Genomic DNA, 20,252 nt, shown 5'->3' with positions numbered 1-20,252 from the left:
TTGACGTCGCCCCTGATGGCAAGGCACCTATGACCCTCCTTCTCGACCGCTGCCTTGGTCTCTTCGGCATCCTGACCTTCATCGAGATGGACGATCGCGACGTCGGCTCCTTCGCGAGCAAAAAGGATGGCGACAGAGCGCCCGATGCCTGAATCGCCGCCAGTGATAAGAGCAGCCTTGCCCTTGAGCTTTTCGACCCCCTGTGGAAGGGTGCATCGTACATCGGAGCCAATGGAAGGTCGGCTTCCGAGCCAGGCTTCTGCTGATGCACTTTTGGAAACGGCGGCTCCGGATAGTGGCGCGCACCCGCTTGCATGGCCCCGGTCGCCTTAGGCTTTTCCTTTTTGTCGGCCTTCGCGACCTGCTTTTGGATTTCGCGTTGCTTCTGTACGGTGGACGACGACATACCGATCTCTCTTCGATTGAAGAGGTATAACGAGGAAGACGCCAAAAGGTTTGGCGTATGCGTGCCGTTGATTTTTGGCGGATCATGAAACCGTCGGCCAGGCCGGGCGTTTTCGTGCCAGGAGGACTCGCGATGTCACATTCGAAGGATAACCGCCAGGTTCGCATACCCGTCCCCAATGATCGAAGCGTTGTCGAGCACTGCAGAAAGTTTGGCATCGGCCCCGCAGAGGAACGGAAGCTTCAGAAGCTCTTGGGCAAGCATGCTCCGCTCCACGAGATCCAGACCAACTCTCCGCCGAGACTGCCAAAATTCCGATAACTGGCGAACCAAAAAAAACGAAGAGCGAAGGCAACCTCGACGATTACGAGCCCCGCCACCACAAGCAGGAACGACGGTGGAGCGCGAGGCGGGAACTCATTTAATCGGGTTGCACGAGCGTCGACGAGCGCGGCATGCCGGTGAAGCTTCTTTCGAAGTCTCGGCAAAAACCGTTACACCGACCAGCGGTTTGCGATCGGGCGGGATGGCGGGCCGCGACGTGCGCTTTGCGCCGGCCTAGATTGCCTCTGTATTGAAATCGTTCTCTCCCGAAATTATGTCTTTCGGATCTCTCTATTTAAGGGGTCGACGAGATGATTCAGAGATATCTGGGCAATCACGATCATCCTCTCAATTCGGATGATCTTTCAATATGTCGGCAGGCGTTTGATGCTGCGCGAGCCAGCCTCGAAATCGAGGATGGAGCGCCGGAGGCCGAGCATTTGGGCGCTACGATAATTGCGCTGTACCGGCAAGGCGTGCACGACGTTAATCAGCTCATCGCGCTGGTCGGGGCAGGGCGTGCTTTTGCAACAAAGCCTTAGCCGGGTCTGCATCGAAGAACGCAGGTCCTGGGAACCGACTGGGCATTCGTGCGTTCATTGGGCCGAAAAAACAGTGTGTAGGAGGAGGCATCACAATGAGCAGTATCACATGGAGGAAACCCATCGAGTTCCGCAGCCCGACGGGAGGAAAGATATCCATCGCCGGGCCTTTCGAGGCGCTTATCTGGCTGATCGAGCGGTGGCCTAACCGCCGCGGACTTCATTACATCTCGGCGCGCAGTGCATGCCGAGCTGCGATAGCGGGCCGTAAGAGTCCGGAAGAAGCCCGCGAGCATTTCGATGCTGCAATCAAGGAGGCGGAACTCAAGGATTGAAAAGCCCCGTATGCAAATGCCGTCCGCCAGTTGGATACTGGGACGACGATAACCTGAGCTCCTCTCGAGAAAGGTCCGCCGTAGGGACCGGCGGGCCCTTCTCTAGGTCATGAGCAAGCCGATGATAAAGGCGATCGAGACGATGGCAAGATAATAGGCGATGTCCCGATTTTGACTGCCTAGCCGAAACTTACTCATCGTCACTTCTTATCCGCGCACGCCTCAGTCGGTGCGGCGTTGGTGTTAGTGGCCGACTGATCCCGGTCCTGGCAGTCGGAAGATCCCTTCGTCGCGCCGCCGGGGGCGCTGCTGCCGCCACTTGCAGCGGAATTCGGGGTATTCTCCGAACTGCTGCCAGATTCACTCGTTTGTGCAAATGTTGTGCCGGCTACGCTCAGGGGCCAGCGCGGCCACAGCGATAAGACGAACAATCATTGGTTCCTCCTCCAAGGTGTTGATTGATGTGAGGCGAACCACTGAAGTTGGTTATTGTTCCCCACAATATCGCGCCTCGGCTCCACGATCTCACTGAACACTCGGCGTGGCGGCCGACACACGTCGCTGAAAGACCTATGTCGAGACGGTCCACGAAGCTTCGCGCATCCTTGGAATTCTGATGAGCGCGGCGGAGGTGGTCACGCCGGCTGGGCGACCAAAATTCCTGTCGCGTTCGCGAAAATCTGAGCGTCATCGGCCAGGTCCTTTATTAAGACGCTTTTGTGCCGTCAGCCGCGCGATCGTCAGACAAACCCAGACGACGGTTTGGTTTCCCTCGGTCAGTCGACGAGCTTAAAGGTTCAGAACGGTTCGCGTCCGATTTCAGGAGTTAGATCGCGGGCTGTGTCGGTCATCGGTGGAGAGAGCACGATCTAACCTGACGCGAGATGGACCGGCGCGAGCGGATGTGCAGTCAACCGGAGCCGTCTCTAGTCGCCGGTAGGCGTGGAAGGTGGCTGCATGTCCCCCACAGTCCGTGACCTTCCATCCGTCCCTGCAGCCCGCTCGGAATCCTTCTGGTTTGCCTTTGCGACTGCGGCAGCGTCTTGCTCCGTCGCTTCGTGCTGTTCCTCGGCATACTGCCAGTGGTCGAGATGCCGGCCGTCGGGATTCCCCTCGTCTTCCCAAATTTTGTAGGCACGTTCACGCTGTTTTGCTCGCGATCGTCCATCTTCGTCTCCTTGCGTTGACTGAGGATAAGTCTGACGCAACCAACACGTTCCGGGCGGAAGAGTGCGACATTTGGCCATTGCCGCCGACGCTGCATACGGCTTCGCCTCCGCGTTTCTTGGCGCATACTCTTCTTTCTGCTGGCACCAAAAGATGCAGGACCGTCGGGTTCAGTCAGCGATCAAGGCCGAAGACAACGGAAAATTGCGAAAATGGCCACCGTCGCAGTGAAGCGGGAAGCGCAAGCCGTCTCGATCTGCGTATCCGCCCGCCACATGCCGCATCCGTGCTGGTGCGGTCGGCGTGCCAATAGCGATCTCGCTACAGCAGGTTCTCGATCATGATCGGCAGTTCGTGAACGCGATTGCCGGTGGCGTGATAGATGGCGTTGGCGACCGCCGGCGACACCCCGACCAGGGCAATTTCGCCCAGGCCCTTGACGCCCAGCGGATTGACAAGCGTGTCTTCCTCATCGACGAAGTGTGCTTCCAACTGCGGCGTGTCGAGATTGACCGGGACCAGGTAGTCGGCGAGATGGGCGTTGACCGGTCGGCCGTTTCGCCGGTCGAGCACCGTGCGTTCCATGATCGCCATGCCGATACCGCCAATCATGCCGCCGGTGCACTGGCTGGCCGCCAGCCGCGGGTTCACCACTTTCCCGGCACCATATGCACCCACTATCCGGCGGACCCGGATCGTCGCCACATCCGGATCGATCCCTACTTCGGCAAACACGGCGCCAAAGGCATGCATCGAGTAGCCGCTAGCGGTCTCCGCGTCGCGTGCGGCGCTGCCCTCGCCGAAGATCGGTGCGCCGGAGGAAGCGGCAATCTCCTGATAGGACAATCCGGCCTGGTCGCGGCCCTTGACGAATAGCGCGCCCCCTCGCCATTCGAGGTGGTCGGGCTGCAGCCCGGAGAGCGGGCTGCCGTCGCGCGCCGCGGCCGCCATCGCCTTTTCCTGTGCCTCGAGGCAAGCCGCCCGGACCGCCGAACCGACCGAGGCCATTGTCATAGAGCCGCCGTGCGGCGGCGTCGCCGGGAAATTCGAACGGCCGAGCGCGAACTTCACCCGTTCCACCGGCAAACCCAGGAAGTCAGACGCAACCTGCGTCATCGACGTGTATGTGCCCGGGCCCATGTCACTTGCGGCTGCCTCCACTTCGGCGGTGCCATCGGGCATCAGCCGCACCCGCGCGTTGGCGGGCGCGAACAGACACGGATAGGAGGCGGTCGCCATGCCGTACCCGATCAGCAGGCGGCCATCGCGCATTGAACGCGGTTCTGGCGTGCGCCTGTTCCAGCCGAAGCGTTCGGCCCCGATATCGTAGCACTTCAGCATGGAACGGCTGGAGAACGGCACATTGCGCCCCTCGTCCTTGCTGGGCTCATTGATCCGGCGCAACTCGAGCGGGTCCATGTTGAGCTTGTAGGCGAGTTCATCCATGGCGCATTCCATCGCATGCACACCGCTCGCTTCGCCCGGACCGCGCATGTAGGTCGGCGTGCTGGTATCGAGCGGTATCAGCCTGTAGCTGGTGCGGACGTTGGGGCAGGAATAGGTGAAGGAGGTAACCGCCGTTAGCGCCTCCATGAACTCCTCGTAGCGGCTGGTCTCGCCCGAGCCCTCGTGGATGATGCTGGTCAGCTTGCCGTCGGTGGTTGCGCCGATCGCCATGCGCTGGATGGTGTAGGGGCGATGGCCGGTGGTGAAGAACATCTGCTTGCGGGTCAACACCAGCTTCACCGGGCGGTTGACATGCCGCGCCGCCAGGGCAGCGAGCGTCACATGCGGCCAGGTCCGCAGGCTGGTGCCGAACGCGCCGCCGATGAACGGGCAGATCACCTCGACGTTTTCCGGGGGAATGCCGAAGACCGCGGCGATTTCTGCCTGCTCGTTCACCACGAACTGGCTCTTGCTCCATAGCGTCAACCGGTCGCCATTCCAGGCGGCGACGGTGGCGTGTGGCTCCATCGGATTGTGGTTCTCGCGCTGGATCACATATTCCAGATCGACCTTGACCGGCGCCGCTTGCAGCGCTGCCGTGGCATCGCCGCGCTCGATGTCCGCGTGCACCCGCGATCCGGGCCGTCGGGCGGTTTCCGGCACCACCTTGTCGGCGCTGTGGGCATCGACCGCAGGCGGTTGGATGGCATAGGTGATCTTCAGGGCGTTTGCGGCATATTCCGCCTGGTCGAGCGTCTCGGCCACGACGATCGCCACCGGTTGTCCGAAGAAGCGCACCTCGGCATCCTGCAGCACATGCAGGCGTTCGCCGGCTGGCGGATCGATGGCGCCGCGATAGGCATCGTAGGGCAGGCGTTGCGCGTTGAGATGCGAGATGACGGCGACGACACCCGGCATCCGCTCGACCGAAGCGGCATCGATCGCCTCGATCCGGCCAAGGCCGGCGGTACTGCCGACGATGACGGCGTAGGCCTGCCCTTGCTGGTTGAACTCGGCGGCGTACCTGGCCTGCCCGGTTACCTTGAGATGTCCGTCGACCCGCGGCAATGGGGTTCCGATCGAAGTGGTCATGCGCCTTCTCCCACCATCTCCAGTGCCCGGACGATCGTCGCAGGCAGAAGTTTGACCTTGAACGCATTGCCGGACTGGGCCTGCGCTCCCTCTGTGGAAACGGCTGCCGCCGCCTCGAAGCTTTCGCGCGTCGCCGGCTTGCCGGCGAGCGCCTCCTCAACCGCCGTCATGCGCCAAGGACGCGTGCCAACTCCCCCGGCGGCGATGCGTGCCTGCGTGATGGTGCCGTTCTCGACCTGCAAGGCTGCCGCCGTCGACACCAGGGCGAACTCGTAGGACGACCGGTCTCGGACCTTCAGATACCGGGCGGTCCGGGAATAGGGGCCATCGGGGATGCGCACCTCGACGATGAGTTCGCCGGGTTGCAGGGTATGTTCGAGATGCGGCGTGTCCTCCGGCAGGCGGAAAAGTTCCGCCACGGGGAAGCTCCGCGCGCCGGCAGGTCCGCGTACGTTGAGCGTCGCATCGAGGGCCACCAGCGAGACAGCCAGGTCCGACGGGTGGGTGGCGATGCAGTGATTGCTGGTTCCGAGGATGGCGCTGCCCGCATTCAGTCCGTCGATCGCCGAACAGCCCGAGCCGGGCGCCCGCTTGTTGCACGGCGCATCCAGCATCCGGAAGTGGGGACAGCGGACACGCTGCAGGAGGTTGCCGCCGATCGAGGCGACGTTCCGCAGTTGCGGAGAGGCGCCCTCGATCAGCGTTTCGGCGATCAGCGGCTGCACGCGGCGTACGTCCTCGCTGGCGGCGACTTCCGACATGCGGGCGAGCGCGCCAATCACCAGACCGTCTCCCTCAGCGCGGATGTAGGTGAGCGGCAGCCGGTTGATGTCGACGATGCTTTCGGGTGTTTCGACTTCTTCTCGCATCAGGTCGACAAGGGTAGTGCCGCCAGCCAGGTATCGCGCCCCGGCAGCGGCGGCGGCGATTGCATCAGCCTCGGACGAGACCCTCTGATAGGCGAACGGTCTCATGTGCGGTCCTCCTGTGCTGCCTGCTCGATGGCGGCGACAATGCCCGGATAGGCGCCGCACCGACAGATGTTGCCGCTCATCCAGTAACTGATGTCCTCGCGCGAGCCGGCATGGCCTTCCCTGATGCATCCGAGACCGGACATTATCTGCCCGGGGGTGCAGTAGCCGCACTGGAAGCCTTCGTGTTCGATGAAGGCCTGTTGGATGGGCTGCAATTCGCTGCCGCTGGCAACGCCTTCGATCGTGGTGATGGAAGAGCCCTCATGCATGACCGCAAGCGCAAGGCAGGCATTGACGCGCTGGTCGTTGATGAGCACGGTGCAGGCGCCGCAGGCGCCCTGGTTGCAACCCTTTTTCGTGCCGGTCAGGGCAAGCCGTTCGCGCAGCATGTCGAGCACCGACAGGCGCGGGTCGATCTTCAGCGCAACCGGCTCGCCATTGACCGTCAGGGTGAGGTCGATCGTTTCGCCAAGCCCGGCAGAAGCCTGCTGGGCGCTGGCGATGTTCGGAAAGACCGGCCACACCGCGAGTGCTGCCGCGCCCGCGGATGCCTGAAGCACGTCGCGGCGGGTGAGGTAGTACTGGGAAAGAAGATCGGCCGGCGCGAAGTTGTCGTCGCCGGCTTTGTCGTCAGAGTTCGAAGCCTGGCTTGGCACGATACAGTTCTCCTTCTGTCTGAAAGCTTCAATCACATTTCCACCACCAAAAACGACCAGGACGCCGTTCGCCTTTTTGAGTCCGGGGGAATCCCCTCCGGACTTGCAGAATTCCCCGACCATCTCGGTCGGTATCTGGAGGAACGCCGTTGTTTTGAGAGCCACGTCGATCGAGCCGACTGGCGCCCCATTCATACGGCCGAAAGCCTTTAGATGAGCGCCGGCGTCAAGGATTGCGATATTGCCCGGAACGCCGATTTCTTGGGTCCGCGGCGATGGCCGAACGCTCGATGAGTGGTGATATGCATGGGCGCGCCTCTTTTCCGGATGATTTAGCTTCTCCGGGTGAGCAGGATATTCGGCGGCCCATCGGTGGCGAGGTACATTAGTGCTGTTATGTGTACATGAGTGCTGGTTTCTGTGAACACAAAAGCTTGAAACCACTCCAGAGTATTAAGTGATTGCTATGCTACAGCCTTTGCTTGCGCCGCCATTTTCCAGGAGAGGCATGGAAGTGTTTGCTGAAGACCCTGGAGAAGTGACTATGGTCGGTGAAGCCGCAGTCGTGCGCAATCTGGGAGAGCGTTAGGTTCGAGTTCACTAACATGTTCCTAGCCATGCAGAGTCTTTGCTGGAGAAGCCACATCATCGGTGATTTTCCCGTAGACGCCTTAAAGGAGCGTGCGAGGTGGGCGCGGGAAAGACCAGTCTCTTTGGAAAGTAGATCGAGCCCAATGTCACCATGTAAACTGGTAAGCAAAAGCTCCTTTATGCGACGCTCCTGCCACGGCGCGAGACCACCCTTTGTAGGGCGGATCTCGCGGGTGTGATCGCCATAGACCGCTGTCATATGAGTGAGCAGCGTCAGCATAAGTTGATCAAGGAAAAGTCGGGACGTTGCTTCGGGGGCTTCGAAGGCAGGGACCAGACACTCCATCAAGTGGCGCATGATCGGGTCCGTATATGTTGCTCCGAGCGCCACCCGCAGACCCGAGAACGGCGACAGGTCGTGTTCGTAACTAAAGTCGACCAACGCATCATGCGAGGCAAAAAGGGAAACGCAGTCAACAGTAACCGGGCTTACCGCCATATACTGTCTTCTCAAGTCGAGCAGCATGAATTGACCGGGAGCCACGGGCGCGTTTGCTAGCGGTCTGCCGTCAACCCATTCTTGGCGCACCGGGAGATATTCGCGCTGGTAGCAGACCATATAGCCATGGGCCTGTTCCATTTGCACAGGAACGCCTCCTACGTCTTCCCGCCATTTGAGCCGACCAAAAATGCCACCGCTGGTCACGAGATGACTGAGCTGCAGCGAGGACGGTGGCTCGATTCCTTCGAACCTATCGGGGCTTTCAACGTGCTTCTCCATGCCGGCGTCTCTCGTTTGCGCTCCGATAATAATTCGGCGATTGTACCAGAGTCCATTCCGGCGGATTGAAGCTGGTCACGGCCTGCAATGGGACTATGTGCAAGTGCAATGTCTGTCCGGGAGTCACGAATGACAGAGTGCAATCGCAGCTATCCAGCGAGAGCGACAGCGATCGGAGATGACGACTGAAAGCACCCACGCTTGCCGGGCTCGCAAGAAGGTTTGCGGATCCAGCGAACTCAAGCCGCGCTGCCGCTAATTGCGGACACGCGCACGCAGGCCGACTTGGCGCCGCCAAAAGAAAATGTCTTGAAAAGCAGTGGTCGACACCGACATCGGGACATAGCGGGAAATCGGCAGGGATCATCGGACCGAGCGAATTAGAAACATACGCCGAAATGCTCGGTCGGCCCTCGGCTATGTCATCAAGGATGTCAGCTTTTGGTGACAGGCAGCAGTACATTTAAGGACCGAAATGAAGGCGCTAAGCGGCCGTGGTCAAATAGCTGCTACCAGCCCGCTGCGGACATGGCAACCACTGCGTGAATTCGGCCAGTAGCAGCGACCCGCGCAAATTCGATTGCTCACGCCACCTCGGTACAGATGAAGTCACTGAACGCGCCAACGGGATAGGCGCTCATGAATGCGGAACGGATTGAGGGAGCCGATACATCCAGCGCGTCCACGAAGACGACGCCGGACACTTGCCCTTGTGCAAAAGGCAGGCGTCCCTTGGCAATCTCCCCCGCTGCAGCCTGCGATATCACGACGATGGAATCCCGCTCGCCGTTCTCTCGATCGTCAACGAGCATATAGTGCACATGAGATTGCGGCTCCTTCGGGCTCACGCGGTCACGATGTTGAACCAGAATTGAAAGTTGTCGAGGAGGCCAACGAAGTCCGACAGTTTCTTTGGGTCACCGGTCAACTTCGCTTTGCCTTCGACCACCTGCTTTTCCATCGTCGACGTACCGAGCATCACGTCGTTCAACGCCTCGCGGGTTGTGACGATCGTGACGTCCGCGCTCGGTGCGCTCTTGTCCTTGGAATAGTGGATCGCCGAGTTCTCGACGCTAACGACATACTTTTCGTTCATGTCGGTCAGTTCCATGCTGATCTCGATGGTCTTGCCCGCTGCGCGGTCCCCGTTCAGCCGTACCCCGAGGAAGTCGAAGAACATGTCGATCGGCATTGCCCTGATCGTGTCAGGACTTGCTGTATTGGGAACCGGGAGCTCGGTCACGCCTTCGCGTAGCTCGCGAGCACCCGTCAGATAGAAGTTGCGCCATGGTCCGGATTCCGACTGGTAGCCCAACTGCTCGTAGGTGTCGGCAAGAAGCTGCTTGGCCGCGACGTTGTTGGCGTCGGCGAAGACTACAGGGAACGAGCCTCTCTGCGATCCGTCTGCGTAATGGCGTCGAGCGGCCGCTTGACGCGCTGTTCATCGGTCCGCGAAATCTGCTCCATGGCACCTTGAACTCGATGTCGTTGTCGGCAAGATCTGATAGCTTGAAGAGCTGTCGCATCGCGGTCATCATGGAACTTCGCCAGCCGGAGGCCGTCAGCTTTGTCATCGGCCGAGGGGTCGGCGGACAGCCATCTCCGTCTCAGCGGAACGGCGCTGCCAGACCCTTTCCGAGCAGAACTCCCTCGGGGAGCCATTTTTAGTGCTGAATGCGGATGATTGCCTTGTTGTCCTCGATCCATCCGGCGTCTCCCGGAGTGCTGTAGAGGCGAAAATTCCCATAGTCGACGTCATACGGGAGCGCGATCGGTGATCAGTGCTCGGTTTTGACCCGAAAGGCTTTCACCCGAAAACGCGTCCATCAGGAAATCTATCAGCGCCCGGACGCGTCGGGGCAACTGCTTGCGGGACGGATAGACGAGCTGGACCTGTGTGCCGGGCGCGTCCTGCCCGGCCAAGATCTGCGCGAGCTCGCCTCTGGCGACTGCTTGTCGGGCGAAAATCTCCGGTGCCTGGGCGATGCCGATACCGGCAATCGCGGCGTCGACGAGCGCCTCACCATTGGTGAAGGTAGCGACAGCGCTGCGGGTATCGATCACAATTTCACTTCCGTCAGTCATGTAGAGCATCGATCTGTGACGGCCCGAGGGAGGCAGGAAGGCGATCAGTCGATGCGAGAGAAGATCGTTCGGGAACTGTGGGTGGCCATAGCGAGAAAGGCAGTGGGGACAAGCGTAGGTTCCCTGCCGCAGATATCCGAGGGGCACCGATACAAGATCTGCGTTTGAAAGCTGGCCGAGACGCAACGCCAAATCCACGCCTTCTGCGATGAGGTTCACGTGATGGTCATTCATGCGGACCTCGACCTTCAGTTTCGGATGTTCTGCCAGAAAACGACCCAGATGAGGCATGAACAGAGCGCGGCCGAGCGATACCGGCATTTCGAGACGGATCAGGCCACCCAACTCTTCAGGGTCCCGGGGAAGCGCGCTTTGCATGTCATCCAGTTCATCGGCCCAGCGGCTTGCGCGCGCATACAGCATCAAACCTTCTTCGGTCAGCTTGACGCTGCGCGTGGTGCGATGAAAGAGCCGGACTCCGAGCCTATCCTCCAGACGAGCGACCGATTTGGAGGTTGCAGATGATGCCTGTCCAAGCGATTCCGCAGCACGACTGAAGCTCAAGGCTTCAGCGACGCGCAGGAACTCCTCGATCCCTGCTGCCTTGTGCTGCAAACGACCATTGCTGCCCATGAAGAAGAAGTCTCCTGAATTTGGATGGTATTGTTATTCCTGATTAGATGAATAGCATGACGCCATCCACAACAGAAAAGGACCCTAGCTGTGAAAGCTGTGATAGCGGCCGAGCAAGGAAGCCCAGACATTCTTCACGTCGTCGATCTGCCCAAGCCTGAGCCGGGTGCCGGACAGGTCCTTGTGCGGATCCGGGCAACGAGCGTCAATCCTATCGACACAAAGGTGCGAAAGGCCGAGTTGCCGATGACGCCGGCATCCTTCCCGGCGGTGCTAGGCTCGGATTTTTCGGGGACAGTTGAGGCCGTTGGCCCTGGCGTCACCCGTTTCGCTCCAACCGATGAAGTGTTCGGCTTTGCTGGCGGCTTCCGTGGCCCCGATGGCGATATCCCCGGCGCGCTCGCCGAGTTTGCCGTGTTTGACGCAGACCTTATTGCCAAGATGCCGAAGAATGTCGATTTTCGCACGGCTGCCGCGCTGCCGCTCACGGCTACAACCGCCTGGACCGCGTTGTTCGAAAAGGTAACGATCACGCCGACCACCCGCGTTTTAATAACCGGTGGCGCGGGAGGCGTCGGATATATGGCCGTGCAGCTCGCACATGCCGCCGGCGCCGACGTGATTGCCGTCACGCGGTCAACACTGAGTGCCGAAGTTGCGATTTCCGCCGGCGCTCGGGCGTGCGTTGATCTGACCGGAGTGACACCGCAGGAGATCGTCGAGAAACACACCGATGGACATGGCTTCGACGTGATCTTTGATACGGTAGGAGGGACCGCGCTCGATGCCGCATTTCAGATGGTCAAGCCGACGGGTGATATCGTCACCGTGGTCGGCGCGGCAAGCCACAATCTTGCCCCGCTTTACCTGAAGGGCGCCAACTTGCACATGGTTCTGGTTCTTGCTCCGATCATGTTTGGTGTGTCGCGGCCGCAGCAGGGGCGGACCCTCGAACGGATCTCCCGGCTGGTTGAGGACGGCAAACTCTCGCCCCGCCTGGATCCCCAGCGTTTTGCCCTGACAGAGACTGCTAACGCCCATCGCAAATTGGAGGCCGGGGAAGCGAACGGCAAGCTGATCATTGAGCTATAGACCGAGGTCTGACGGCCTGCCCGACCGTACGCGCCACTCGTCGGCTACCCTTTCCGACGAGATCGATGCGTTCAAAGCGTTGGGACGTCGCTTGGAGAGTGCCGATTGACGTCGCCCCTATTCCTGTACCGCCTACTCGACGGTGCGGTAGAGGTGCACCCTTTGGAGGCCAGCCATCAATGAAACGCACTCATGCCGGTCCCATCGGCGCCGAACAATTGCCCGTCTTCACTCGTCCACGGAAGTCCGAGTTGCAGCGCCGCCGGCCGTGAGACTTCCTCGCTCGACGACGCACAAAAAGACACGAATGCTCTCGAAGTTTGCGGTGTTCACCTTCAACTCGACAGCGTAGAGCCTGAAACGCTCTTAACGCTCATGCACTTCTAAAAACACGAGGCCGCCGGTCTAGGGTGGAGAGGCTTGGTCGCCGCCGGCGTCCGACGGGGCCCTCGAGATCGTGACGGCTAGAGCATCGTGCATTCAGACGTATCCCGCAGCTTTGAAGTAGTTGTGGCATTCGGTTGGCGGGTAGAGGGAGCAGATGTCGCCGATGGCCTGCCATAGCGCGTCGATGGTGCGGATGGCGCGCGCCCTGAGGTGAGCCTTGAGTTTGGCGAAGGCCATCTCGATCGGATTGAGATCGGGGCTGTAGGGCGGCAGGAAAAGCATCCATGCACCGCGGGCCCTGATGGCAGCTTCGGCCTTGGGGCTCTTGTGGGCGGCGAGGTTGTCGAGGATGACGACGTCGCCGGCCGACAGCGTCGGGGCAAGTTGGGTCTCGACATAGGCCTCGAAGATGCACCGGTTCATCGGCCTGTCCACCACGAAGGGCGCGGTCAGACCGAAGCATCTGAGCCCGGCGACGAAAGTCTGGGTCTTCCAGTGTCCGAACGGTGCTTTCGAGCGCAGCCGCTGGCCTTTCGGGCATCGACCGCGAAGGCGGGTCATCTTCGTCGTCGTGCCGGTCTCATCGAGGAAGACGAGCCGATGCGGCTCAAGCCGCATCCTCGCCTGCCTGGCCATCCAGGCCTGGCGTGCGGCGGCGACGTCCGATCGGTCCTGTTCGCTGGCCAGCAGCGTTTTTTTTGAAACGATAGCCGTTGCGGATCAGCCAGCGCGAGATCGAGGATGGGGCAACCACCGTGCCGTGCCCAGCCAGTTCGGCGGCCAGTTCCGGCATGGTGATGTCGTCCTTCTCGGCCACCCGGCCAATCAGGAAGTCGCGGTGCGGGTCGAGCTTGGAATAGCGCCATCCACCCTCCGGCTTCGCCTTGAGGCTGCCGCTTCGGCGAAACGCCGCCATCAGCTTCACGGCGAACGACACGGAAACCCCGAAATGGGCCGCAGCCGCATGGCACGACCCGCCTTCTTCCACAAACCGTGCAACGCGCTCACGCAGATCAAGCGAATACGAACGGGTCATCGCAAATCACCTCCGACCGAAGTGAATCATGAAAACCAGCATGCGGGAATCCCATTCGATTCAATCAGAACGCCCGCCGCTCTAGGCGAAGAAGGCATGGCCCTTATGGGCCCCGGTCCACTGGGCCGCGGGATCGGAGGGCGAGATGAACTTCGGCGTCACAGGGGATGCCGCGCCAAACGCTGCATCATCGAGCACCGACAGATATTCCCGAACCGAGCGACTGGCTTCGTCTTTGGCCGCCCACTCCGCGCCGGGCACCGAGCGTTGCTTGTTGGCGTCAGCGGCGATCAGACTGGCATCGACGGCGAATCCTTCGGTTCCGACCAGGCCCCGAGCAAGGCAGCGCTCCACCACCGTTTCGAACATGTGACTCAGGATGTCGCTTCGCCGGAAGCGGCCATGACGGTTTTTCGAGAAGCTGGAATGATCCGGTATCTTTCCGTCCAGACCGAGACGGCAGAACCAGCGATAGGCAAGATTTAGGTGGACCTCTTCGCACAGCCGCCGCTCGGAGCGGATGCCCATACAGTAGCCGATGATCAGCATCCGCATCATCAGCTCTGGATCGACCGACGGCCGACCAGTGGTGCTGTAGAACGGCTTCAACTGCGCTCGCACGCTATCGAGGTGGAGGTGTCGATCAATCCCGCGCAGCAGATGGTCGGTAGGAACATGATCGTCTAGGCTGAAGTCGTAGAAGAGTTGCGCCGGGGCCGCCTGACATCCCATCATCGCTCAATCCTCCGCAAATCAATGGGAGGATTGAATCAGGGAGGCTCAACACAAGCAACCGCGAATTGAGAAATCAGCAGCTTAACCACTGGGAGAGATTGCACGAACAATCTGTCGTTCGATACCAGTGAAACACAAACAGCGACCCGCAGCGGGAAACGAAATGCGCCCAGCTTTTAGATATATTGCAGCAGTAATTGGATTTGTCGCTCTCATCAGCGTTGGCGTGGTCGTGAAGGGGCTGCTTGATGCCAATGACCACATTGACCGTTGCGCTGACGAAACCTCAGGACGATACATCTCCGACAAGGAGGCCCGAGCCGCCGCCTGCAAATGATCGGCTAACCGCCAGAGGAACGAATGCGAGTTTTTCAACGATATCGGCGCAAAGCCGCCGTAATAAAGTGGCTGCGAATTGGGCCGAGGCGGACGTGTGTTTATACGCCGAGGCTTAGATCGCCCGAACTTCGGCAAGCCGTCTGACCGAGTATTCGTCCTTCCAACAAACGGCGGCTTCCCAAGCAGCGGATGCTTGCGCTGCGATGTCATGGGTGACGTTGTCGAGACCGGCGGCGTTGTCAGGCAGTACGAGGTCAAGCTCGGGAACATCGGCATGTGCCTCGTCCCAATCGATTAACGCGACCCGACCCGGGTCATGCGAATATTGCCGGGATTGTTGGGATTGCCGTGAACAACGCACGCCTGACGCCCAATGAGCCGCGCCCATGCCGCGCGGCATCGATCTACACTCTCGGGCGGCATCGCGGTGAGGTCGATCCTCGTTCCGGTTTCGGCGTGCAGAAGGTCGCTCGACGATTTCCAGCCCGGTCGCTGCGGCCAGTCTCTGGTCAGCCGATGCAGGTCGCGGAGCGTGTTTGCCACCCGACGCCAGTCGGACTCCGCCTTTGGCGGTTCGCCCTCCATGTATTCCATCACCATAAGGCCGTCCACGAATAGGCGGCCGTCGGTTGTCGGGAGTGGTACCGGAACGATCATACCTTCACGGTCGAGATGTTGGAGTAGTTCGGCTTCCCATGCGAGATCGTCGTCCGCCCTGGAACCGAGGCGGCCGACGGCGATATGCCCATTGATACGAACGCTCCACACATCATTGGAAGAACCGCCCTTGAGCTGTTTGATGCGAACGGCGTCCTGCCCCCATTGCCCGAGTGCTTCCCATCCCATTGGCGATGTCCTTGGCGGCTACGATGATTTCGGCGGCATTCATGACAATGCAATCAATGGATGCGCGTTAATATTCCATCAATCCAACCGTTGTAAACTTCGCATATTCTTGTGTTCGTCATGATGACGATCTCCAGCATCCCTCATGAGGAGAGCGACGAACCGGGAGGACATCATGGTTTCTGTTTCATCGTCTGCACCCAGCAACAATTCAGCGGCGCTGACTCTTCTAAAGGGGTCATCCAGGTCGGCTGCCCCAGCACAGTCGGCCGCCAGCCAGATTCTATCGTCGATTTCCGGTGCTAAGCTTGATCCACTGAAGCAAGCAGCGGGCGAGATCACCCGCATCTTGCTTGAAGGCGGTGGACAGCTCATTGTCGGTGGCGCATTTTCGGGCATCACCGGTACTGACAAGGATGACGTCGTCTACGCGGGACCGGGTGGTTCTGTCGATGGCGGGGATGGAGACGACATCATCAACGGCAGCGTCGAGATGCATATCAGCGGCGGCGCTGGAAACGACAAAATAGCGGTAGGCGCTAACAGCACCATCGATGGCGGTGACGGTGACGACATCCTCTCCGCTGGCAGTGGCAGCACGATACTAGGCGGTGCTGGCAATGATACGATTTCCAGTTTCGGAAGCACCGTCAACGCTGGTACGGGCGATGATACGATCCGTGCTTCCCGAGGAAGCACCATCAGCGCTGGCACGGGCGATGATCGCATTTCTGCTGGAGTAGGAAACACCATCAACAGCGGAAGCGGAAACGACAAGATCACGATTAGTGGTTTGCAGGCGACAAAAGAAGTTCAGTCCGGCTCAACTATCAAATTTGCAGTTGGCGACGGCCAGGATTCGATAGCGCTTTTGCGATCGTCCTCCACGCTGGAACTGGGTGAAGGCTTCACCGCCGCAAACACAAGGGTGACGATCAGCGATAACAAGGCAACGATCTCATTCGACGGAAACGAGACAGACGGAATCTCGGTCGATTTTTTCTTTGGCAGCAAGCTCACACTTTCATTTGCAGATGGCAGCACGCTCGAGGTCAATCCCCCGGATGCTGCGCCTAGCTACCTCTCTTCATATGGAGAAGTCTGATCAGACCTTTTCGCCGACGAGACCTCTGAACCGACAAATGGCGAGCGGTCGGGATGCCATGTCAGGTCCGGCGGTTTTTGCTACCTAATGTCGGAAAAGGCAGTAGCTGACATCATTGCGCGAAGTCGTCAGAGGGAGAGGTCGCGGTATGTCGATTCTGACTAGGAAAATGGACAAAGCTGATTCCCTGCTCTGGGCTGAAATGCGCTTCAAGCTCTGGGACCGCCTGTCAGTCGACGAGCATCTTGGCGATATCGAAAAGATGCTCAGCGGCAGCAAACGAGCAGGCTATATCGCAATGCTCTCGAACCACGCGCCCGTTGGCTTCGCCGAGATATGCAGCCGCGAGTAGCCAATGGCTGCACCGCCCAGCCAGTCCCGTTCCTCGAAGGTATCTGGGTTGGTCCCCAGATGGTGTGTCGAAGGCCGCCATGATCTACTGAGCGAAAGTCAACGCACAGTTGCGCATCACTTCGTTTGAACCAATCATAAAACGCGCTCGGTTTTCCGATTCGATTGGAGGAGTGATGACCAGGAACCAACTCGCTGATGAGGACAGGATCGCTCCTGGTGCCGTGTGGGACGAACTGAAGCCGGGGGACGCTGGTTGGTCATCGGAGCATCTTATCAGCCTTGCCCGAGACTTGGCGGACGGCCGCTCGACAGCGTTCATGATCATCGACGCGGGCCGCATCGTCTTTCAATGGGGTGATGTTGCCTCCAAATCCAGCGTGGCATCAGTGCGGAAGAGCCTGATCAACATCCTCTACGGAACTTACATCGCTGAAGGCAGGATCAACCCGAACAATACCCTGGCGGATTTGGAGATCGATGACATTGCGCCCCTGACGGCAATGGAGAAGACTGCGACCGTGCTTGACCTCCTGAAAGCCAGATCAGGCGTCTATCTGCCCTCGGTCTACGATACCGACAAAGGACGTCCGCCGAGAGGAAGCCACAAGCCTGGGACCCATTGGTTCTATAATAACTGGGACTTCAATGTCCTTGGAACCATCCTGGAACGTCAGACAGGGCAGACGGTATTCGAGGCGTTCGCATCGCGCGTCGCGGTCCCTCTTTCGATGCAGGACTACAGCCAGGATGATGGCCATTTTCACTACGGCCCAGAATCGAAGCACCCTGTCTACAAGATGCGCTTGTCGACGCGCGACCTCGCTCGTGTCGGACTACTGTATCTCCGAGGCGGTCGATGGGGAGACACACAACTCGTCCCCGCGAAGTGGGTTCACGAAAGCACCCAACCCCATTCCGAAATCGGGGAAGGGAAGGGATACGGCTATCTCTGGGTGACTGCCGCCGCAAACGCCCCTGGCGACAGCATCAGCACCAATGTGCCGATGTTTTACGCGAGCGGATTCGGAGGGCAATACATCATCGTCTTGCCCGCCCTCGATCTCGTGGTCGTGCATAAATCGGCACGCGTCGATCATGGTGTGAACCACGCGAGAATGGGGGAGATCCTGCGCCAGGCACTCGCGGCTATGCCAGATCGTCGGCTGGCTCAGGCGAGGTAGGTCGTGTCCAGGTTTCAACTTGGTGATGGCGATGAAAGAAGACATCGACTCCTACCCAGGCATAGTTGCGGACGCCGACGAGAACGGACGGCGTCGCCTCGACAGGGAGATGCACCAGCATCACGAGAAGAATCGTCAGAGATCGCAGGACATCGGGGCCAACCGCCTGGGATTGCGCCTTCTCTAGGGTTTGAGATGAAAGACTTCGCGCTGGAGGAAAATATGCAGAATCGGAACTGGCGACTGTATTCATTGCGACGATCCGTGACTGTCTCTGAAAAAGTGGGGACACGCCAAACAAACGTGTTTGTTCAACCTTAGCTTTCTTTTTTCGGGTTGAAACAGGCAGGTTTAGATCGATAGGGTTAGCCTAAATTTCTTGTTAATTCTGAAATGCGCGAGAAGCTGGGTTTTCGAAGGTTCGTTTGTTAACGGACACCGGTGCTAGGGCTGGCTTCTACGAAGCCATGGGATTCTGCCGCCTAGAGTCACCACACGTCTCGCACGTCATGACGCTGGCACCCGCTTCAGGCTGCCTCCAGCCGAATGACCGCTAGGTGGCGCAATCCTGACGATGAACTCCGACGGTTGCCACCACTGATTGTTGATAACTCCAGTGACTCCAGCCAATGGAAGCCAACTCAATCGCCCCACCTGTGTCCTTATGCTGCCTTTGCACTCCCTTGCCGAGCGCATCGTCGTCCTCGGCCCTTGCAATGCGGCAACTCAACCCGGGCGGTCGCTCTCTCGACGAGGGTCGGTTTTCCGGCTGTGCATCGCGGTCCCCAGAATGATTGAAGCAGGAGGGAAATATGTCAGAGAACGTGATTGATGAAGCGATGGTAGCGGCTGCATGGGATCGCAATGCCGATCAGTGGGCAAACGATGTCCAAGCGGGTTTCGATGTCTATCGCACTCTCTATACCCTACCGTCCTTCCTGTCGTTCATGCCCGACATCAAAGGAAAGTCGGTCATCGACCTGGGCTGTGGAGAAGGCTCGAACACACGCTGCTTTGCCGAGTTGGGCGCACGGATGACTGGCGTCGATCTTTCTCGCCGTCTTATTGCTGAGGCGCGGCAGAAAGAAGCTGAGCGTCCTTTGGGTATTCAGTATGAGAATTCGTCATTCTCCAACATGGCCACGTTGCAGCCAGCTAGTTTCGATGTTGCCTTGTCCACGATGGCGCTCATGGACGGGCCGGATTTTCCTGCTGCTATGAGAGAGGCATATCGCATACTCAAGACCGGTGGTTTGCTTTGCTTTAGCGTCTTGCACCCATGTTTCATAACACCAGCGACCAAATGGGTGCGGGATGAGGATGGCAACCACCTCGGTCTTAGAGTGGGCCGATACTTCGACCGAACGCCGTTCGTCGAACGCTGGCATTTCAGCAAGCGTCCATCGACCGACGGCATTGTTCCCTTCGAGGTACCGCGCTTCCCTCGGACGCTTTCCGAGTACATCAACGCTGTAAGTGACGCCGGTTTTCGCATCACCAAGATCGACGAACCAAGGCCTGACACGAAACTATCGGAAGAACACCCTTGGTTGGCACGTTGGTATGCGCACGCGCCACTGGTTCTGTTTGTGGAGGCGGCAAAGGCGGGGCCATGAAAAACGCGCAAGATGACGCGGTCAGGGGCACAGGACGAATGATGGACAGGGTTTTCATCATGGGCAATGGAGGAAGTGGCAAGACGTGGCTGGCGCAACAGCTAGCGCGGAGACTTCAGCTCCCGGCGTTTCATCTCGACGACTTTCATTGGCTGCCGAATTTTGTCGCAGAGCGCCCGCGCGAGGAGCGCGACCGATTAGTGGCCCGGGCTGCGGACAGCAGTTCTTGGATCATGGAAGGCATCTACGGTTCGATCCTCAGGCAAGTGGCTTCGCGAGTTACAATGCTGATTTGGCTCGATTTCCCCGACGATGAGTGCATTTCCAGTTTGCTGCAACGAGGCCAAACCGGTGGCGGGACCGAGGAGCAGTTCAAGGAACTGCTAGACTACACACGCGGTTACCGTCTTCGGAAGAATCACATGAATTCTTTTGACGCCCATGAACGGTTTTTCGAGGAGCACTCCTTGCGTAGGTTGCGGCTGTGCAGCCGCCTGGAGGTTGCTGGCTTCTTGGCGACAGTTTGATT

The 20,252-nt window shown here is 59.4% G+C and carries 19 protein-coding genes and 4 pseudogenes; 10 read left to right on the top strand and 13 right to left on the bottom strand.

All coding sequences use genetic code 11. The annotated features are described in order from the left end of the window. Positions 1 to 406: pseudogene (locus tag EV286_RS31300) on the bottom strand (SDR family NAD(P)-dependent oxidoreductase); the annotation flags it as partial. Positions 407 to 538: 132 nt separating this feature from the next. Between EV286_RS31300 and EV286_RS32690 the strand changes: the two are divergent. The 3 genes from EV286_RS32690 to EV286_RS31285 all read left to right on the top strand — a co-directional run bounded on the left by EV286_RS32690 (position 539) and on the right by EV286_RS31285 (position 1,607). Further along, the gene (locus EV286_RS32690; protein ID WP_132961136.1) at positions 539 to 727 is read left to right on the top strand and encodes a hypothetical protein; all 189 of its coding nucleotides are present in this window, start codon (positions 539 to 541) and stop codon (positions 725 to 727) included. A gap of 314 nt (positions 728 to 1,041) precedes the next feature. After that, the gene (locus EV286_RS31290) at positions 1,042 to 1,272 is read left to right on the top strand and encodes a hypothetical protein (RefSeq protein WP_132961135.1); all 231 of its coding nucleotides are present in this window, start codon (positions 1,042 to 1,044) and stop codon (positions 1,270 to 1,272) included. Positions 1,273 to 1,367: 95 nt separating this feature from the next. Next, on the top strand, positions 1,368 to 1,607 hold the full coding sequence (locus tag EV286_RS31285; protein ID WP_132961134.1) for a DUF982 domain-containing protein: 240 nt from the start codon (positions 1,368 to 1,370) through the stop codon (positions 1,605 to 1,607). Positions 1,608 to 2,533: 926 nt separating this feature from the next. Here EV286_RS31285 and EV286_RS31280 read toward each other — a convergent pair. The 9 genes and pseudogenes from EV286_RS31280 to EV286_RS31245 form a co-directional block, all read right to left on the bottom strand. Further along, positions 2,534 to 2,854 (bottom strand): DUF2934 domain-containing protein, encoded by a 321-nt coding sequence (locus EV286_RS31280; RefSeq protein ID WP_132961133.1) that lies wholly within the window; start codon positions 2,852 to 2,854, stop codon positions 2,534 to 2,536. A gap of 241 nt (positions 2,855 to 3,095) precedes the next feature. Next, on the bottom strand, positions 3,096 to 5,312 hold the full coding sequence (locus tag EV286_RS31275) for a xanthine dehydrogenase family protein molybdopterin-binding subunit (protein ID WP_132961132.1): 2,217 nt from the start codon (positions 5,310 to 5,312) through the stop codon (positions 3,096 to 3,098). Beyond that, entirely contained in the window at positions 5,309 to 6,286 is a 978-nt protein-coding gene (locus tag EV286_RS31270; RefSeq protein ID WP_132961131.1) for a xanthine dehydrogenase family protein subunit M, read from the bottom strand. Before EV286_RS31270 ends, EV286_RS31275 begins: the two co-directional genes overlap by 4 nt. Then, positions 6,283 to 6,846, bottom strand: coding sequence for a (2Fe-2S)-binding protein (locus EV286_RS32235; RefSeq protein WP_245500900.1), 564 nt, complete (start codon positions 6,844 to 6,846; stop codon positions 6,283 to 6,285). Before EV286_RS32235 ends, EV286_RS31270 begins: the two co-directional genes overlap by 4 nt. 565 nt (positions 6,847 to 7,411) lie before the next feature. After that, positions 7,412 to 8,314: an AraC family transcriptional regulator gene (locus EV286_RS31260; RefSeq protein WP_132961129.1), complete on the bottom strand. Its 903-nt coding sequence runs from the start codon at positions 8,312 to 8,314 to the stop codon at positions 7,412 to 7,414. A 584-nt stretch (positions 8,315 to 8,898) separates the two neighbouring features. Beyond that, a complete protein-coding gene (locus EV286_RS31255) occupies positions 8,899 to 9,135 on the bottom strand; it encodes a hypothetical protein (protein ID WP_132961128.1) in 237 nt (78 codons plus the stop codon). A 23-nt stretch (positions 9,136 to 9,158) separates the two neighbouring features. Continuing rightward, positions 9,159 to 9,557, bottom strand: coding sequence for an alkyl sulfatase C-terminal domain-containing protein (locus EV286_RS31250; protein WP_281041153.1), 399 nt, complete (start codon positions 9,555 to 9,557; stop codon positions 9,159 to 9,161). A gap of 12 nt (positions 9,558 to 9,569) precedes the next feature. Continuing rightward, positions 9,570 to 9,680: pseudogene (locus tag EV286_RS32840) on the bottom strand (alkyl sulfatase dimerization domain-containing protein); the annotation flags it as partial. 389 nt (positions 9,681 to 10,069) lie between these two features. Beyond that, positions 10,070 to 11,032 carry a LysR family transcriptional regulator gene (locus EV286_RS31245; protein ID WP_132961127.1) on the bottom strand — a complete coding sequence of 321 codons (963 nt, stop codon included), beginning with the start codon at positions 11,030 to 11,032 and terminating at the stop codon, positions 10,070 to 10,072. A gap of 90 nt (positions 11,033 to 11,122) precedes the next feature. Between EV286_RS31245 and EV286_RS31240 the strand changes: the two genes are divergently transcribed. Further along, the gene (locus EV286_RS31240) at positions 11,123 to 12,124 is read left to right on the top strand and encodes a zinc-dependent alcohol dehydrogenase family protein (protein ID WP_132961126.1); all 1,002 of its coding nucleotides are present in this window, start codon (positions 11,123 to 11,125) and stop codon (positions 12,122 to 12,124) included. Between the two features lie 480 nt (positions 12,125 to 12,604). On the opposite strand, the gene EV286_RS31235 is transcribed toward EV286_RS31240, so the two are convergent. The 3 genes and pseudogenes from EV286_RS31235 to EV286_RS31225 all read right to left on the bottom strand — a co-directional run bounded on the left by EV286_RS31235 (position 12,605) and on the right by EV286_RS31225 (position 15,467). Beyond that, positions 12,605 to 13,547 (bottom strand): IS630 family transposase gene (locus tag EV286_RS31235; RefSeq protein ID WP_132961125.1). Its coding sequence is split into 2 segments (ribosomal slippage): positions 12,605 to 13,232 and positions 13,231 to 13,547, totalling 945 coding nucleotides; the frame shifts between segments, so codons are not numbered across the junction. Positions 13,548 to 13,631: 84 nt separating this feature from the next. Then, a pseudogene (locus tag EV286_RS31230) lies at positions 13,632 to 14,282 on the bottom strand (transposase); the annotation flags it as partial. Positions 14,283 to 14,733: 451 nt separating this feature from the next. Further along, a pseudogene (locus tag EV286_RS31225) lies at positions 14,734 to 15,467 on the bottom strand (phosphotransferase). Positions 15,468 to 15,642: 175 nt separating this feature from the next. On the opposite strand from EV286_RS31225, the gene EV286_RS31220 reads away from it, so the two are divergent. From EV286_RS31220 to EV286_RS31195, 6 genes are all read left to right on the top strand, one after another. Next, positions 15,643 to 16,572, top strand: a complete 930-nt coding sequence (locus tag EV286_RS31220) for a calcium-binding protein (RefSeq protein ID WP_132961124.1) — start codon at positions 15,643 to 15,645, stop codon at positions 16,570 to 16,572. 169 nt (positions 16,573 to 16,741) lie between these two features. Then, positions 16,742 to 16,924 (top strand): hypothetical protein, encoded by a 183-nt coding sequence (locus EV286_RS31215; protein ID WP_132961123.1) that lies wholly within the window; start codon positions 16,742 to 16,744, stop codon positions 16,922 to 16,924. A 223-nt stretch (positions 16,925 to 17,147) separates the two neighbouring features. Beyond that, on the top strand, positions 17,148 to 18,107 hold the full coding sequence (locus EV286_RS31210; RefSeq protein WP_281041152.1) for a serine hydrolase: 960 nt from the start codon (positions 17,148 to 17,150) through the stop codon (positions 18,105 to 18,107). A gap of 31 nt (positions 18,108 to 18,138) precedes the next feature. Next, a complete protein-coding gene (locus EV286_RS32225) occupies positions 18,139 to 18,294 on the top strand; it encodes a hypothetical protein (RefSeq protein ID WP_165933013.1) in 156 nt (51 codons plus the stop codon). 625 nt (positions 18,295 to 18,919) lie between these two features. Beyond that, entirely contained in the window at positions 18,920 to 19,723 is an 804-nt protein-coding gene (locus EV286_RS31200; protein WP_132961122.1) for a methyltransferase domain-containing protein, read from the top strand. Beyond that, positions 19,720 to 20,250 (top strand): AAA family ATPase, encoded by a 531-nt coding sequence (locus EV286_RS31195; protein ID WP_132961121.1) that lies wholly within the window; start codon positions 19,720 to 19,722, stop codon positions 20,248 to 20,250. The genes EV286_RS31200 and EV286_RS31195 overlap by 4 nt, the downstream gene beginning before the upstream one ends. Positions 20,251 to 20,252 lie beyond the last annotated feature (2 nt).

It is taken from the genome of Rhizobium sp. BK251 (assembly GCF_004345245.1).
In the GTDB taxonomy this organism is placed as follows: domain Bacteria; phylum Pseudomonadota; class Alphaproteobacteria; order Rhizobiales; family Rhizobiaceae; genus Rhizobium.
Note: the sequence above shows the minus strand (reverse complement) of the source record. Positions and strands in the feature narration are given on the sequence as shown.